Source organism: Rhodococcus sp. 11-3, from assembly GCF_023704055.1.
Taxonomy (GTDB): domain Bacteria; phylum Actinomycetota; class Actinomycetes; order Mycobacteriales; family Mycobacteriaceae; genus Rhodococcus; species Rhodococcus aetherivorans.
In genome coordinates this window covers 1,092,346-1,107,801 of sequence record NZ_CP080406.1, presented here as the reverse complement: position 1 = coordinate 1,107,801, position 15,456 = coordinate 1,092,346, and the positions used below count along the sequence as shown (strand labels likewise).

At 71.7% G+C, this 15,456-nt stretch carries 16 protein-coding genes and 1 pseudogene; 3 read left to right on the top strand and 14 right to left on the bottom strand.

Going from position 1 to position 15,456, the window contains the following annotated elements:
- Positions 1-5 precede the first annotated feature (5 nt).
- From KZJ41_RS05200 to KZJ41_RS05175, 6 genes are read right to left on the bottom strand one after another with little or no spacing between them, the layout of a single operon-like run.
- Complete coding sequence (locus KZJ41_RS05200; protein ID WP_029541279.1) at positions 6-1,262, bottom strand: MSMEG_0569 family flavin-dependent oxidoreductase; 1,257 nt, start codon at positions 1,260-1,262, stop codon at positions 6-8.
- A complete protein-coding gene (locus KZJ41_RS05195; protein WP_065923013.1) occupies positions 1,259-1,603 on the bottom strand; it encodes an MSMEG_0570 family nitrogen starvation response protein in 345 nt (114 codons plus the stop codon). The genes KZJ41_RS05200 and KZJ41_RS05195 overlap by 4 nt, the downstream gene beginning before the upstream one ends.
- Positions 1,596-2,543: a carbon-nitrogen hydrolase family protein gene (locus KZJ41_RS05190; RefSeq protein ID WP_006931873.1), complete on the bottom strand. Its 948-nt coding sequence runs from the start codon at positions 2,541-2,543 to the stop codon at positions 1,596-1,598. Before KZJ41_RS05190 ends, KZJ41_RS05195 begins: the two co-directional genes overlap by 8 nt.
- Entirely contained in the window at positions 2,540-3,973 is a 1,434-nt protein-coding gene (locus tag KZJ41_RS05185) for an MSMEG_0567/sll0787 family protein (protein WP_050034611.1), read from the bottom strand. The genes KZJ41_RS05190 and KZJ41_RS05185 overlap by 4 nt, the downstream gene beginning before the upstream one ends.
- Position 3,974: 1 nt before the next feature.
- The gene (locus KZJ41_RS05180) at positions 3,975-5,036 is read right to left on the bottom strand and encodes an MSMEG_0568 family radical SAM protein (protein ID WP_050034610.1); all 1,062 of its coding nucleotides are present in this window, start codon (positions 5,034-5,036) and stop codon (positions 3,975-3,977) included.
- Between the two features lie 11 nt (positions 5,037-5,047).
- Positions 5,048-5,572, bottom strand: a complete 525-nt coding sequence (locus tag KZJ41_RS05175; protein ID WP_006931869.1) for an MSMEG_0572/Sll0783 family nitrogen starvation response protein — start codon at positions 5,570-5,572, stop codon at positions 5,048-5,050.
- 245 nt (positions 5,573-5,817) lie between these two features.
- On the opposite strand from KZJ41_RS05175, the gene KZJ41_RS05170 reads away from it, so the two are divergent.
- Positions 5,818-6,324: a MarR family winged helix-turn-helix transcriptional regulator gene (locus KZJ41_RS05170; RefSeq protein ID WP_050034609.1), complete on the top strand. Its 507-nt coding sequence runs from the start codon at positions 5,818-5,820 to the stop codon at positions 6,322-6,324.
- 249 nt (positions 6,325-6,573) lie between these two features.
- Positions 6,574-7,860 (top strand): MFS transporter, encoded by a 1,287-nt coding sequence (locus tag KZJ41_RS05165; protein WP_232334203.1) that lies wholly within the window; start codon positions 6,574-6,576, stop codon positions 7,858-7,860.
- 71 nt (positions 7,861-7,931) lie between these two features.
- On the opposite strand, the gene KZJ41_RS05160 is transcribed toward KZJ41_RS05165, so the two are convergent.
- Together KZJ41_RS05160 and KZJ41_RS28585 are read right to left on the bottom strand one after the other, a co-directional pair.
- Positions 7,932-9,131 (bottom strand): serine hydrolase, encoded by a 1,200-nt coding sequence (locus KZJ41_RS05160; protein WP_251550336.1) that lies wholly within the window; start codon positions 9,129-9,131, stop codon positions 7,932-7,934.
- A gap of 59 nt (positions 9,132-9,190) precedes the next feature.
- Positions 9,191-9,298 (bottom strand): annotated as a pseudogene (locus tag KZJ41_RS28585) (adenosine-specific kinase); the annotation flags it as partial.
- A gap of 199 nt (positions 9,299-9,497) precedes the next feature.
- Between KZJ41_RS28585 and KZJ41_RS05150 the strand changes: the two are divergent.
- Positions 9,498-9,686, top strand: coding sequence for a hypothetical protein (locus KZJ41_RS05150; protein ID WP_029541253.1), 189 nt, complete (start codon positions 9,498-9,500; stop codon positions 9,684-9,686).
- A 21-nt stretch (positions 9,687-9,707) separates the two neighbouring features.
- Here KZJ41_RS05150 and KZJ41_RS05145 read toward each other — a convergent pair whose 3' ends face one another.
- From KZJ41_RS05145 to purD, 6 genes are all read right to left on the bottom strand, one after another.
- Entirely contained in the window at positions 9,708-10,136 is a 429-nt protein-coding gene (locus KZJ41_RS05145) for an HIT family protein (RefSeq protein WP_006931860.1), read from the bottom strand.
- Positions 10,133-10,711, bottom strand: a complete 579-nt coding sequence (locus KZJ41_RS05140) for a TetR/AcrR family transcriptional regulator (protein ID WP_006931853.1) — start codon at positions 10,709-10,711, stop codon at positions 10,133-10,135. Before KZJ41_RS05140 ends, KZJ41_RS05145 begins: the two co-directional genes overlap by 4 nt.
- A 110-nt stretch (positions 10,712-10,821) precedes the next feature.
- Positions 10,822-12,243, bottom strand: coding sequence for an adenylosuccinate lyase (gene purB / locus KZJ41_RS05135; RefSeq protein ID WP_043801500.1), 1,422 nt, complete (start codon positions 12,241-12,243; stop codon positions 10,822-10,824).
- A gap of 24 nt (positions 12,244-12,267) precedes the next feature.
- A complete protein-coding gene (locus KZJ41_RS05130) occupies positions 12,268-12,885 on the bottom strand; it encodes a TetR/AcrR family transcriptional regulator (protein WP_029541237.1) in 618 nt (205 codons plus the stop codon).
- 84 nt (positions 12,886-12,969) lie between these two features.
- Entirely contained in the window at positions 12,970-14,148 is a 1,179-nt protein-coding gene (locus KZJ41_RS05125) for a pyridoxal phosphate-dependent aminotransferase (RefSeq protein WP_029541234.1), read from the bottom strand.
- 50 nt (positions 14,149-14,198) lie between these two features.
- Positions 14,199-15,449 (bottom strand): phosphoribosylamine--glycine ligase, encoded by a 1,251-nt coding sequence (gene purD / locus KZJ41_RS05120; protein WP_029541231.1) that lies wholly within the window; start codon positions 15,447-15,449, stop codon positions 14,199-14,201.
- Between the last annotated feature and the right edge of the window lie 7 nt (positions 15,450-15,456).

The window sequence follows — 15,456 nt, the reverse complement described above, 5'->3', positions numbered from 1 at the left end:
GCCCGTCAGGCCGGGGCGCCGATCGAGGCCCGCAGTCCGGCCTCGAGCTCGATCCGGTCCGCGAGGTGTTCGGCGTCGCGCGCGATTCCGGCGAACCGTCCCGATCCCCACGTGTGCAGCCAGGGCAGGCCCAGGAAGTACAGGCCGGGCACCGAGGTCACGCCCCGATTGTGGCACGGCAGACCGGCACCGTCGAAGACCCCGGCGTGCAGCCAGCGGTAGTTCGTCCGGAATCCGATCGACCAGATCACCGAGCCGATCCCGGCGGTGTCCAGGTCCAGGCCGGTGGGTTCCTCGGCGGGTCGCCACACCGGGACGTACCGCTCCTCCGGCGGGGCGTCGATGCCCTCCCGCGCGATGTGGTCGTCGATCATGTCCTTGATGCTCTCGGCCACGGCGTCGGCCGCGTCGAGCGACGCGCCGAGGGTGGGCGCCACACGCAGCACTCCGTCGTCCACACCGAGCAGCCTGCCGTAGAGGCGCATCCCCTCGAGGGCGAAGGACCGCAGGTCGATGTCGCGACCGCCGTCGCGGCCCGTGACGTAGTGATTGGTGTTCTCCCGTTTGGCGGTTCCGCCGGGGTGTTCGGCGATGGGCACGTCATAGGTGCCCATGTCGTGCAGCCAGGCCACGCAGTCCCGCCCGCGGTAGAACCGCGCCACCCGCGGTGCGCTCCCGGTCACCAGGTGGACCTGCCGGCCGGCGAGCATGAGGTCCTCGGCGATCTGCGCGCCGGACTGCCCGTTGCCGACCACCAGCACCGCACCGTCCGGCAGCGCGGACGCCGACCTGTACCGCGAGGAGTGCAGCTGGGTGAGGTGCGCGGGCAGCTTCTCCGCGTACCGCGGCACCACGGGCTCGTGGTAGCCGCCGGTGGCGACGACGACCTGCCGCGCCCGGATCGGGCCTGCGGTGGTCTGCACATCGAAGCCGCCGCCGGCCGCCTGCGTCACCGACGTGACCGCGACGCCCTCGCGCACCGGCGGGTGGAAGGTGCCGGCGTAGCCGCGGACGAACGCGTACGTCTCGTCGCGGGTCATGAACCCGTCCGGATCGTCGCCGCGGTAGCTGTAGCCGGGCAGGTTGCATTGCCAGTTGGGGGTGACGAGGGTGAAGTTGTCCCACCGGCTGTCGCGCCACTCGTGGGCGATGCCGTCCCGTTCGAGCACCACATGGTCGATGCCCCGCTGCACGAGGTGCCAGCTGACGGACAGACCGGCCTGGCCCCCGCCCACGACGACGACGTCACGGTTCTCGATCATCGGACTGTTCCTTCCGGTCGGTGGGCTGCGCCGGCGCCGCCCGGCGCGGCGTCGACGGTGGGCGGATCCAGGGCCAGCACCCGCACGACGGCATCGGGTTCGTAACGACCGGCCGCCGCCTCGATCTCCGCGAGTGTCGCGGCCGCGGAGGTGCAGTACATGCCGAACTTGACGCGCACGCGTTCGCTCGCCTCGGTGAGGGCCAGGCGAGTGCGGTCGACGAAGTCCCGGACGGCGTACTCCGCGCCCGCGGTCAGATGGTCGTGCATCACCAGGGACGGCGAGTAGTACTCGCCGGCGCGGCCGTCGGGCCACCGCACCGTGCAGGTCATTTCAGGCATGGGCCGGCACACCTGCGCCGCGGAGGGACGCCGGCCGCTGCTCGCGGCTCAGCTGCGTCCCGGTCACCAGGTTGGGGGCCACCACGTCGCCGTAGACCTCGGGCCGCCGGTCCCGCAGGTTGTACATGCCGCCGCCGCGGATCGCGTCGAGTTCGGCGCGCACGTCGAGCCGGGCGGACGCGAGGCCGGGGTCGGTGCCGGTGGTCGCCAGGATCTCCCCACCCGGCCCGACGATCTTGGCGCTGCACACGAACCGCAGCGACCCGAAGGTGCCGGCCTGGTTGGACGCCACCCACACCACCTGGTTCTCGGTGGCCCGGGCCCGGTCGTAGATGTCGAAGCGCTGCGTCCACCGATCGTCCGCGAGAGCCGCGGCCTGCGCGGTCCGGGCCGTCGGCCAGGCGGACAGCGACGTGACGATCTCCGCGCCGTCGAGCGCCAGGGCGCGGGCCGCCTCGGGGAACGCCTTGTCGTAGCAGATCTGCATGCCCATCCGGCCGATCGGCGTGTCGAACGCCGCGTAGCGGTCGCCGGCGTCGTAGCAGAGGTTCTCGCCCAGCGGCTGGTGCACCTTGCGGTAGGAGCCGAGGATGCCGTCGCCGTGCAGCGTCACGGCCGCGTTGTAGCGGGTCGGCCCGTCGGCCTCGCAGAAGCCCAGGGTCACCACGAGGTCGCCGGCGAGGTCCACGACCCGCCGCAGTTCCGGTCCGTCGAGTGCGAGCGCCGGCGGCAGCGCGCGCAGGCGCCGCTCCCGCGCCGCCTCGCTCTCGTCGCCACCGCCGAGGCTCGGCAGGTACCCGCCGAGGCACGCTTCGGGCAGCACCAGCAGGTCGCTGCCGCGGGCGCGGGCCTGGTCGATCAGTGCCGCGATCGTCGCGTAGGACTGCTCCATGTCGCGGCCGAATTCCGCCGCCGCGACCGAGATTCCGATCTCGCTCATGCTCTTCCCAATCCTGTGACGGTGCCGTGCACCGCGTTCGTGATCATGCCGTCGGGCCAGCGCAGGCCGACCCCCGGTCGTGTGGTCAGTTCCCCGCACACCGCGGACACAGCCGGTCCGCTCGGCGGCGTGGGGCGTCCGGGCCGGTCCGCGGTCACCATCGCGAAGCCCGGGAAGCACGCCATCCAGTCGCCCATCGTCGCGCCCGCCGGCCGGGGAATCCTCGCGACGTCGAGGACGGCGCCGACGCCGCTCGCTTCGGCCAGCATCCCGACGGTGCCGGCGAGTCCGGCCATGCTCACGTCCTTGGCCGCCGCCGGCCGCGCGCGGCGGACGAAGGACCCGAGCAGCGCGAGCTCCTCGGACGTGCACGTCGAGGTGGAATCCCATTGCTGTCCGGTGTATCCCGGTCGCCACCGGCCGCGCAGGTCCACGGTGAGGCGGAGGTCGTGGCCCGCGGAGCCACCGCCCGCCGGGATCGGCTCGGCCGCCGCGCCGAGCGCGGTGACCGACAGCGCGGCGGGGACGCCGAGCTGGGTGTGGCCACCGAGGATCGGCACGTTCCACATCCGGCCGGCGTGCGCCAGCCCGCGGAGCACGCGGGTGAGCACCGAGCGGTTGGGGGCGCCGACGGCGTCGAGCATCCCGACCGGCGTCGCACCCATCGCGGACAGGTCGTTGAGGTTGACCAGGGCCGCGCACCAGCCCGCCCACTCGGGATCGCGCTGGACCATCGCCGGCACGATCGCGTCGCACGCCGCGACGAGGTCGCTGCCGGGGACGGGCGCACCGTCGTCACCACGAAACCCGTTGCCACCGAGCCCGTCCGGATCCCGGTCCAACGGCGCCAAGACCTGCGCCAGGACCGATTTCGTGGACCGGACGAGCCGTTCGATGCGGTCGAGCGGCCACTGCATCAGCACATGCGGGGCACCGGCGACGACGACGTCGTCCCGGCGGACCCAACCGAGTCGGGTGAACATCGGCTCGTTGGGTGCCTGCACGGTCGCGTCGAAGCGCAGCACGCCGTGGGACTCGGCGTACGCGCAGGCCGCGCGGACGAGGGCCCGGCCGATGCCGCCGCCGTGGCGGCTGCGGCTGTCGACGACCAGGCGGCTGCCGGTCCACCAGCCGAGGTCCACGCCGTCGGTGGCCGGGGCGAGCCGCACCCCGCCGAGGACGGCGCCGTCGGGTGCGGCAGCGACCAGGACGACGGTGCGGGGATCGTCGTCGAGGTCGTCCCGGTCGCTGCCCGCGAACAGTCCCTGCTCGAGCACGAACGTCTCGCGGCGCAGCCGGTGGTAGGCGGCCACGTCGCCGGCGTGGGCCGCCGCGCGCACGAGGAAGCCGGGCGGCGGCGCCGGTGCGGGACCGGCGAGCACCGCGGGGTCGAACAGTTCGGTGGTCCGGGAACCGGATTCGGATGTCATGTCAGCCTCCCGCGTTCTGCAGCACGCTGCACGCGCCGCACGCGGCGCATCCGGCCTTCTGGTCGGAGCCGGCCATGCCCGCCGCCCGCAGCTGCGCGGCGACGCGCCGGGTGACGTCCTCGAGCAGCGTCGCGTCGGGGGCCGTCGCCCCGTCGACGTCGACGGCGAGGGTGCCGGCGAGGGGCCGGAACGGCACCACGAACGGGTAGACCCCCATCGCGATGAGTTCGGCTGCGCCGGCGACGAGTTCGTCGGCGTCCTCGCCGAGTCCGACGAGCAGGTAGGTGGAGACCTGATTGCGCCCGAAGACGCGCACGGCCTCGGCCCACGCCGCCCGGTACTCGGCGAGCGGAACCGTCGCCTTGCCCGGCATCCAGCGCCGGCGCACGCCGTCGTCGAGGGATTCGACGTGGATGCCGATCGAGTCGGCGCCCGCCCGGCGCAGGTCGGTGAGGGTGGCGAGATCGCCGGGCGGTTCGCACTGCACCTGGACGGCGAGGTGCGGCACGGCCGCCTTGACCGCGCGCACGCAGCGGGCCAGGTGGCGGGCGCCCCGGTCCGTCCCGGCGGAGGTGCCCGTGGTCATGATCATCTGGGTGACCCCGTCGAGGTGGACCGCGGCCGCGGCGACCTCGGCGAGCTGCTCGGGACGTTTGACCGCGACCGTCGAACCCGCCGCCAGCGACGCCTCGATCGAGCAGAAGCGGCAGCGCTGGTCGGGGTCGTACCGGATACAGGTCTGCACCACGGTGGTGGCCAGGACGTCGGCGCCGTGCAGGCGGGCGATCTTCTCGTAGGAGACGCCGTCCGCGGTCTGCAGGTCGTAGAACCTGGGCCGGCGCACCGGCTCGACGTCGAGGCCCATGTCCGTTCCGTCCAGCAGCAGCCGGGTGCCGTCCACCGTGTACGGGCTGTCGGACCGGATAGGGATCGCGCCGCCCACCCCGCCGATCAGGACGTGCCCGTCGTCGCTCGGGCCGGCGCCGGAACGCCTGTGCACCGGCGCCTCGAGGGACCGGATGCCGCGGACGGCCAGGTCGACCCGGGTCGAGAGACCGCTCATGGTGTCACCCTTCAGACCATGTAGGTGGAGTTGATGATGGCGCCCTTGCGGGCGTAGTGGATGATCGCGTCCTGCACGTCCAGGGGGTGGGCGGGAATGGCGCCCTCGATCAGGTCCTCCTCCCGGTGCCCGTGCAGCGCGAGGCCGAACCGGCACACGAAGACCTTGCCGCCCTCCGTGATGAAGGTGGTCAGCGCGTCGTTGATGTTCTGCTCACCCGGGAACCCGTTGTCACCTGTCGTCGGGAAGCCGCGTGTGGCAACGGCATTCATCGCTCCGGTGCCGTAGAAGTAGATGGCCGACTCGAAGCCCTTGCGCAGCGCGCGCGTGGCCTGCAGGACCGCGACGAAGCTCACCGACGACTCGTGGGCGATGCCGTGCACGAGGGTGAAGTAGCACTCGCCGTCCTCGGCCCGATAGTCGGGGAAGATCTTGGTCGAGCCGTAGAGGTTGGTGCCCTTGGGCAGTGCCGGATGGGGGATCTCGGCCAGGGACCTGGCGATGTTGTCGGCAATGGTCTGCTCGATGTCGGTCACTGAGTTCTCCTCGGAGATCGGTGGATTCGGCGGGCGCGCCGGTGATCTCGCCCGGCTGCGGCCTGCAATCAGTAGACGTGCAGTCGATTTCGCGTTGGTCATCCCTGGAACAACGCCGCATTTCGTGGAGCTCACATCGGCCGGAATCCCGTCATCGCCGCGTAACACCGCCGCCGGGAGGGTGCGCGGCAGCGGGTGCGAGGCGACGGCAATGGGCAGGTCACCGGTTGGGTAGCATCGAGACCATGAGCACGGAGGCCCGCCCGCAGTCGGCCGGGGTCGAAGCCGGGTCGGCGAGGGCGACGGACGACCCGCTCGCCCTGGACCGTCAGGTCTGCTTCGCGCTCGCCGTCGCCAACCGGGCGGTGCTCTCGGTGTACCGGCCGGTGCTCGAGCCGCTCGGCCTGACCCACCCGCAGTACCTGGTGATGCTGGCCCTGTGGGGCGACGCCCCGATGTCGGTGAAGGAGATCGGCCGGGCCCTGCAGCTGGACTCCCCCACCCTGTCGCCGTTGCTCAAGCGGCTCGAGTCGACCGGGTTGATCACCCGCACCCGCAGCCCGCTGGACGAGCGGCAACTCGTCGTCGACCTGACCGACGAAGGCCGGGCCCTGCGGGCGCGGGCCGCGACGGTCCCGGAGACGGTCGTCCGCAAGCTCGGCGTGAGCCTGGCCGAGCTGGAGGAACTGCACGACGTGCTCACCCGCATCAACGCCGCGGCGCTGAAGGCCGGCGCGCTGCACCACGACTGAACCGCTCGCACCCCCCACCCCCGTGCGCGGCGGCGTCCACCATGCGGGAAACCCCAGAAGAACAATTACGGAACAGTAACGAACTCTCTCCATCGTCGCATCGACCGGATCCCGCGTGCGCTCTGTGGGTACGCAGGGACGGTTGTCCGAACGAAGGGAAGTGTCGTGAGCACCACCAACGCCGGCCGGAAGGGTGAGCCCCAGGAGGTCCCACCGGGGCATCTACGGCGCGCCATCAGCGCCTCTGCCATGGGGAACTTCACCGAGTGGTTCGACTACGGCGTGTACGCCTACACCGCCACCTACATCGCCGGCGCGTTCTTCCCCGACGATCTCGAGTCGGCAACCCTGCTCACCCTCGGCGTCTTCGCCGTGTCCTTCCTCGTCCGTCCCCTCGGCGGGCTGGTGTGGGGCCCCCTCGGCGACCGCCTCGGCCGCCGGCAGGTGCTCGCGCTCACGATCATCCTGATGGGCACCGCGACCGTCCTGCTGGGCGCCGTCCCGTCGTACGCGTCCATCGGGTTCTGGGCGCCGCTGCTGCTGGTTCTGCTGCGCATGATCCAGGGCTTCTCGACCGGCGGCGAGTACGGCGGCGCCGCGACGTTCATGGCCGAGTACTCCCCCGACCGCAAGCGCGGGTTCTTCGGCAGCTTCCTGGAGTTCGGCACCCTCGGCGGGTTCTCGTTCGGCGCGCTCATCGTGTTGTTCGTCGACCTGGTCTCCACCGACGCGTTCATGAGCACGTGGGGCTGGCGTCTGCCGTTCTTCGTCGCCGGACCGCTCGCCCTGGTGGGCCTGTACCTGCGGTCCAGGCTCGACGACACCCCGGTGTTCCGGGAACTCGAAGCCGAGGGCGCCGTCGAGCACGACACCGGCACGCAGTTCAAGGACCTGCTCGTGCAGTACCGGCGGCCCATCCTGACCCTGATGGGCCTGGTCGTCGCCCTCAACGTCTGCAACTACACCCTGCTGAGCTACATGCCCACCTACCTCGAGAACCGCATCGGGCTGTCGAGCACCGCGTCGCTGTTCCTCGTCGTGATCGGCCAGCTCGCGATGATGGCCGTCATCCCGTTCGCGGGCGCCCTGTCCGACCGGATCGGCCGCAAGCCGATGTGGACGATCTCGATGGGCGGCCTGCTGCTCTTCGCGGTTCCCATGTACAAGCTCATGAGCATCAGCTTCGGGTGGGCGATCGTCGCGTTCACCGTCCTCGGTCTGCTGTACGTCCTGCAGCTGTCGACCATCTCGGCGACATTCCCGGCCATGTTCCCCACCCACGTGCGCTTCGCCGGCTTCGCGATCGCCTACAACGTCTCGACGTCGCTGTTCGGCGGGACCGCACCGGCGGTCAACGAGTGGCTGGTGGAACGGACCGGCAACGACCTGGTGCCCGCCTTCTACATGATGGGGGCATGCGTCGTCGGCCTCGTCGCGCTGTACTTCGTGGCAGAGACGGCCGGGGCTTCCCTGCGCGGGCGCGGCATCCCCGGCGTCGACACCGAACCCCACCCGACGGCGCTGTCGAAGGCCTGACATCCGCCGAACACCTTCTCCGGAGGGGTCTTTCGATCGACCCCCGGGGCCGGGTACGCGACCGCCCCGGCTCAGGTCGACGTTACGGCGCGGGTCATCGCGGCACGTAAAGCGACGTCGCGCGGATCGTTTCGAGACTTGCCCATGCGGTTGCAGACGTAGCCGTAGCCGATCCCGGCATCCGGATCGGCGTAGCCGAAGGAGCCGCCGGCACCGGGCGCGCCGAACGACCGGGGCCCGCCGAAAGACCAGTCGGGACTCGGGCGCATGAAACCGAGGGAGAACCGGATGTCCCCGAGCATGCACGCGTCGTGGAATCCGTTCCGGGGCGGCACCGGCGGGGCCGTCAGTTCGTGCAGCGTGTCCGGGCGCATGCCGAGTTCCGCACCGCCGGTGGCCAGGACGCCGTAGGCGTGCGCCAGGGCGCGTGCCGTGCCCACACCTCCGCCGGACGGTGCCTCCAGATCGCGTGCGTAGATCGTGTCCGCGTCCAGTGCCACGAGCGTTCCCGGGTTGGCGACCAGCGAGCGGTAGAACACCGACCGCTTGTTCAGGAACGCCGGAAACAGCCGCGGCGACAGCTCAGCGAGGTTCAGGAAGGGGTTCCGCATCACCAGCGGGGCAAGTCGGGCGTCGGGAACGGAGGCCGGGAGACGGATGTAGAACTCCAGCCCCAGCGGGGTCGCGATCTCGTCCTGGAAGACCTGCCCCAGCGTGCGGTGCTGCGGGTCGACCCGGCGAACGAGTTCACCCTGATAGAAGCCGAGGCTGATCGCGTGGTAGGCCTGCCGCGCCCCCGGCTCCCACTCCGGTCTCTGGCGAGCCATGATCGCGGCCAGCCGGTCCGGATCGGCAATGACCCCGACATCCACCGGCTCGTCGAAACCGAACAGCCCGGCCTGGTGGGCCAGCAGTTGGCGGACGGTGATCCGTTCCTTGCCGTTCTGCGCGAACTCGGGCCAGTAGGTGCAGACGCGCTCGTCGAAATCGAGCCATCCACGGGAATGGGCCAGCGCGACGGTCATGGCGGCCATCCCCTTCGTGGCGGAGAACACCAGCGCCATGGTGTCCCGTTCCCAGGGTTCGCCGGTCGCCTTGTCCCGTACCCCGCCCCACAGATCGACCACCTTCTCGCCGCGGTAGTAGACGCAGCAGGCAGCGCCCAACTCCCCACGGCGGGCGAAGTTCTCGGCAAACGCCTGCCGTACGGCCGCGAAGTCGCTGCGCGCGTATCCGTGAATCCCCGGATGTACGGACTTTCGAGCGGACACGGTCGTCTCCTCTCGCGCGGGCTCGGCACCCGGTTACCGACGGTCCGGCACGGGGCCGCTCACAGCTTGTAGCCGATCGTGCGCAGCAGGGCTTTACGGTCGGCGACGTCGGAACTCGACTCCACGCGGGCAGGCGGCCGCCCGTCGATCATCCCGGCGATCTCCCGACGAGGTTCATGTCGTCCGACTCGTCGACCGCCACGATCTGCAACTCCACGACCGCCTCCTCGAACGCCTGCGACTCGCCGGGTCGCCGTCCACAGACAGTCTCCCGCGCCCGGGAGACGAGGGCAATGCAGTCGCCGGCCGGGGCAGGCGCCCATCGGGCACATGTCCGCCGCATCAGGGATGAGGGAGGATGGTGCGGTGACCGATTCCTCCCGTTCCCCGGTGAGCCGGCTCCGCAGGCGCGGACGTTCCGGCCGCGCTGTCGTCCTCGTCGGCTCGCTCGCCTCGGCCCTGACCGTTGGCATCCTGTGGCTGCGGTCGGGCCAGGGCGTCAGCGCGTCGGCGTGGCGTGACGACGAAGTGGGCCCGGACGATCTGGCCGGGTGAGTCCGGAGGATTCACCCGGCCTCAATCGGAACCCACACTCAGCGCCGCGCGGATCGTCTCGGCGGTCCCGTCGAGTACGGTGCGGTTCGGCGTGCGCGGCACCGCCCGCAGCCCGAACCCGTCGCCGCGACGCCGCGGAACGACGTGCAGGTGTACGTGGAACACCTCCTGGCCGGCGGCGACGCCGTCGGCCAGGAAGAGGTTGACCCCCTCGATCGGGAGCGAACTCGCGCGCAGTGCGGTGGCGATGCGCCGGCCCGCGTCGAACACCCGCGCGCCGTCCTGCGGATCGAGGTGCGCGAGACCGGACGCGTGACGCTTCGGGATCACCAGCAGGTGTCCCGGTGTGAACGGGCGAATGTCCATGAACGCCAACACGTCCGGTTCGTCCAGCACGATGCTCGCCGGCGCGGTGCCGGCGACGATCGCGCAGAACACGCAGTCGCTCACGCACTCTCCTGGACGGGTGCCGGCCGCCGGACGCCCTCGAGGAGCTGCAGCAGCTGCGCCTGCACCTCCGGCCGTTCGCGGACCGGGTCGTCGCTGTGGGCGAGGTAGAGCATGGCCTCCTCCACGGCCGCGACGATCATGTGCGCCAGCGCCGAGGACTGCGGGGCCGGCTCACCGCTGCGCCGCGCGATGGCCCGCAGCGCGCGCTCGGTGATCATGATGGTGTTCTTGCGGTGCCCCTCCCGCACCTCCGCCCAGCCCAGCACCGCGGGAGCCTCGATGAGCAGCAATCGGCGGATCGCCGGGTCGTACACGACGTCGAGCGAGGCGAGCACCGCCGCGGTGAACGAGTCCCACGGATCGTTCCCCTCGATCGCCGCGAGCGTCTCCTCGGTCTCCACCTGCATCCGTTCCACGACGCCGCGGAACAGGTCCCGCTTGTTCGCGAAGTGGTGGTAGAGCGCCCCGCGGGTCACGCCCGCGACGGCGACGATCTCCTCGGTCGCCGCCGCGGCGTATCCGTCGCGGAGGAAGACCTCCGTCGCGGCGTCGAGCAGCGCGGCTCGTGTCCGCACCGCATCCCGAATTCGTACGGAATTACCCGGCTTCCCAGCCAACATCTTCTCCCCTGCACTTCGGCTACCCCCATCTGACAAATCCCCCGGCAGCCCGTTCCGGACGATCCCTACAGGATCGGCGCCGGCGTGTACTTCGCGGCGTCCGGGTACTGCTCGACGAGGTCCTGCACCGCCGCAACGACGGTGGCGACCTGCGCCTCCGCGGCCCCGACGAACGCCGACCGGTCGGCCAGCGCGGCGTCGAGAGCCGCTCGATCCAGTGGCAGCCGCTCGTCGGCGGCCAGCCGGTCCAGCAGGTCCGGCTCGCGGCCCTGCTCGCGCATCGCCAGCGCCACGGCGACCGCATGCTCCTTGATGACCTCGTGGGCCGTCTCGCGGCCCACGCCCGCGCGCACCGCCGCCATGAGCACCTTGGTGGTGGCCAGGAACGGCAGGTAGCGGTTGAGCTCCTTCTCGATCACCGCCGGGTACGCGCCGAACTCGGCGAGGACCGTCAGGAACGTCTCCATCAGGCCGTCGAGGGCGAAGAAGGCGTCGGGCAGTGCGACGCGCCGCACGACCGAGCAGAACACGTCGCCCTCGTTCCACTGCGCGCCGGCGAGCTCGGCGGCCATCGACGCATACCCGCGCAGCACCACCTGCAGGCCGTTGACACGCTCGCAGGAACGGGTGTTCATCTTGTGCGGCATCGCGGACGAGCCGACCTGGCCCGGCTGGAAGCCCTCGGTGACGAGCTCGTGCCCGGCCATCAGGCGGACGGTGTGCGCGAACGACGACGGCCCGGCCGCGACCTGCACGAGCGCGGAGAGCACGTCGTGGTCCAGCGAGCGCGGATAGACCTGACCGACGCTGGTGAGCACGTTCGCGAACCCGAGGTGCTCGGCGACCGTCGCCTCGAGACGCGCGAGCTTGCCGGCGTCGCCGCCGAGCAGGTCCAGCATGTCCTGCGCGGTGCCCATGGGGCCCTTGATGCCGCGCAGCGGGTACCGGGCGATCAGCTCGCGCAACCGGGTGAGCGCGATGAGCAGCTCGTCGGCGGCGGACGCGAACCGCTTGCCGAGGGTGGTGGCCTGCGCGGCGACGTTGTGCGACCGGCCCGCCATCACCAGCGCCGAGTACTCGGCGGCGCGGTCGGCCAGCCGCGCGGCGATCGCGACGCCGTGGGCGTGCACGTGCTCGAGGGAGCGCAGGATCTGCAGCTGTTCGACGTTCTCGGTGAGGTCGCGGCTGGTCATGCCCTTGTGCACGTGCTCGTGGCCGGCGAGGGCGTTGAACTCCTCGATGCGGGCCTTCACGTCGTGGCGGGTGACGCGCTCGCGGGCCGCGATCGACTCGAGGTCGACCTGCTCGAGCACCCGCTCGTAGTCGGCCAGGGCCTCCTGCGGGACGTCGATCCCGAGTTCCGCCTGCGCCCGGAGGACCGCCAGCCACAGCTGGCGCTCGAGCACGATCTTGTGCTCCGGCGACCACAGCGCTGTCAGGTCCGGGCTGGCATAACGGGTGGCAAGAACGTTCGGGATGCGACTCACAGGACATCAGTTTACGGCGCCCCGTCACGCCTCCTGTTCGGCAGGCGGTGCCACCCGCTCCACGACGTCGGGCAGGATGCCCCGCGCGAGGGCCCGCGGATCGGGCTCGAGATCGCCGAGCGCGCCGAGCACGGCCCCGTCGACGACCGCGACGAGCCGCCGCAACTGCGGCTCGTGCACCGAGCGCCCGCACCGCTGCAGCAGGTCCGTGAGCAGCTGATCGATCTGCACGCGCAACTCATGCTGGACGTCGCGCAGTTCGGGGTGCCGGGCGGTGGCGACGCACCGTTCGTAGCGGGCGATGAGGCGCTCGCGTTCGATCTCGCCGACCCCGCCGGGGCCGACGAGCAGGTCGACGATCAGGTCCGCGGTGGACTCGGGGCTGCGGTCGCTCGGCGGGACGCACTGCACCCGCGAGCGCATCGCGTCGAGCTCGCGCCGCCCGTTGTGCTGCACCGCGCTCGCGATCAGGTCGTCGAGGGAATGGAAGTAGTAGGTGGTCGAGGCGAGCGGAAGTCCGGCGCGGTGCGCGACGGCGCGGTGCCGGACGGCATCGATCCCGCCCTCGAGGATCAGGTCGGCCGCCGCCTCGACGAGCGCCTGGCGGCGCCGTTCGCCCTTCGGGGTGGCTGCGATCGACACCCTTGTCATGGTGCCAGTCCCGGTGGTCACGCCTGAGGGAAACGGCCCGAATACTCGCAGGTAGGACCTATCTGTCGGGTTTCGTCACGGTGTGGGCAACCAGGCGCGCAGCCGTTCCAGCGCCGCCCGCACGTCCGCGGTGGAACCGGCGAAGGACAGCCGGACGGTCCGGTCGCCGTGCACGGTGTCGAAGTCGACGCCGGGCGCGAGCGCCACTCCGGTCTCCTGCAGCAGCCGGGCGCACCAGCGGGTGGAGTTCTCGCCGGCCGGGAGCAGGTGACCGATGTCGGCGTAGACGTAGAAGGCGCCGTCGGCGGGCGCAAGCTCGGTGATCCCCAGCTCCGGCAGGCCCCGGAGCAGCAGCTCGCGGTTGGCCGCGTACCGCGCGACGTGGCCGTCGAGTTCGGCCCGGGCCTCCGCGCCGAACGCGTCGACGGCCGCGTACTGGGAGATCGTCGGCGGGCACACCGTCATGTTGGAGGCCAGCCGCTGCAGCGGCGGGCGCAGTCCCTCCGGCACGAGCATCCAGCCGAGCCGCCATCCCGTCATCGAGAAGTACTTGGACACGGAGCCGATCACCACGGCTTCGCGGGAGGTCTCCCACGCGCAGCTCGTTGCGGGCGCACCGTGCGTTCCGAACTCGATGCCGTGGTAGATCTCGTCGGAGATGAGCAGCGCGCCGTGGTCGTCGCACCAGCGGGCCAGCGCGGCCAGCTCGGCCGGTTCGATCATGGTGCCGGTCGGGTTGGCGGGGCTGGCGACGACGAGTCCGGCGATCGGACCGTCGAGGGCCTCGAGCATCTCGACGGTCGGCTGGTAGCGGGTGTGCGGCCCGCAGTCCAGCTCGACGACCGTGCAGCCGAGCGCGGCGAGGGTGTTGCGGTAGGCGGGGTAGCCGGGCCGGGCGACGACGACCGTGTCGCCGACGTCGAAGGCGGCCAGGAACAGCAGGGTGAACGCCCCGGAGGATCCGGTGGTGACGACCACGTCGTCGGCGTCGGCGTCGATGCCGTAGCGGTCGCGGTGGTAGCCCGCGATCGCCGCGCGCAGCGGCAGGATCCCGAACGTCTCGGTGTAGCCGAGCAGCTCGTCGTCGAGCGCGCGGTGGGTGGCGCGCAGCACCGGGGCGGGTGCCGGCGTGGACGGCTGACCCGCCGCCAGGCTCAGCACGTCGCCGTGGGTGCGCTGCCGCTCGGTGGCGGCCTTCCACACGTCCATGACGTGGAAGGTCTGGATCCGGGATCGCTGCGATTCGCTCCGCACGTCACCAGACGGTAGTCGCGGGCCCGGGGGCGACCGGCGGCCGGGGACGGTCAGACGGTGATCCGGCCCTCGACGGCGGCGAGGCCGATGTCCTTGCGGAAGTGCCCGCCCGGCAGCTTGATGCCGGCGAGCGTGGCGTAGGCCTCGTCGCGGGCGGCGGTCAGGTCGGCGCCGGTGCCGACGATGCTGAGCACGCGGCCGCCGGCGGAGACCAGCGATCCGTCGGCGAGCCTGGTGCCGGCGTGGAGGACCCCGTCGGCGTCGGCCCCGGTGATGACGTCGCCCGTGCGCGGGCTGGCCGGGTAGTACTCGGCGGCCAGCACCACGGTGACGGCGGCGCCGTCGCGCCAGCGCAGCGGCGGCAGCTCGGCCAGGGTGCCGGTCGCGACCGCGTTCAGCGCCTCCCCGAGCGGCGACTCGAGCAGGGCGAGCACGGCTTGGGTTTCGGGATCGCCGAAGCGGCAGTTGAATTCGACGACGGCCGGGCCGTCCTTGCCGATGGCCAGGCCCGCGTAGAGCAGGCCCGAGAAGCCGCATCCGCGGCGGACCATCTCGGCGGCGACGGGCCGGACGACGTCCTCGACGATCGTGTCGACCATGCCTTCGGGCAGCCACGGCAGCGGCGTGTAGGCGCCCATGCCGCCGGTGTTGGGGCCGGTGTCGCCGTCGCCGACACGCTTGTGGTCCTGCGCGGGCAGCAGCGGCACCACGGTCTCGCCGTCGACGAGGCAGAACAGCGAGACCTCGGGGCCGTCGAGGAACGATTCGAGCAGCACCGGGTGCCCGTTCTCGAGGATCTCCGCCGCGTGGTCGCGGGCGGCGGCCCGGTCGGTGGTGACGACGACGCCCTTGCCGGCGGCGAGCCCGTCGTCCTTGACCACCCAGGTGGGTCCGAAGCGGTCGAGCTTCTCGTCGAGCTCGGCCGGATTGTCGACGACCTCGCTGTGCGCGGTGCGCACCCCGGCGGTCTGCATGACGTCCTTGGCGAAGGCCTTCGAGCCCTCGATGCGGGCGGCCGCGGCGGACGGGCCGAAGCAGGCGATGCCCGCGGCGCGGACGGCGTCGGCGACACCGAGGACGAGCGGAACCTCCGGGCCGATGACCACGAGGTCGACGTTCTGTTCCTTCGCGAGCGCGACGACCTCCTCGGCGGAGGCGGCGTCGACCGGGAACTGCTCGGCGATCCGGCCGATGCCGGCGTTGCCGGGGGCTGCCAGCACGGCCGTCACGCCGGGATCGCGGGTCAGGGCCAGGACGAGGGCATGTTCACGGGCACCGGAGCCGATAACGAGTACGCGCACGCAGCAC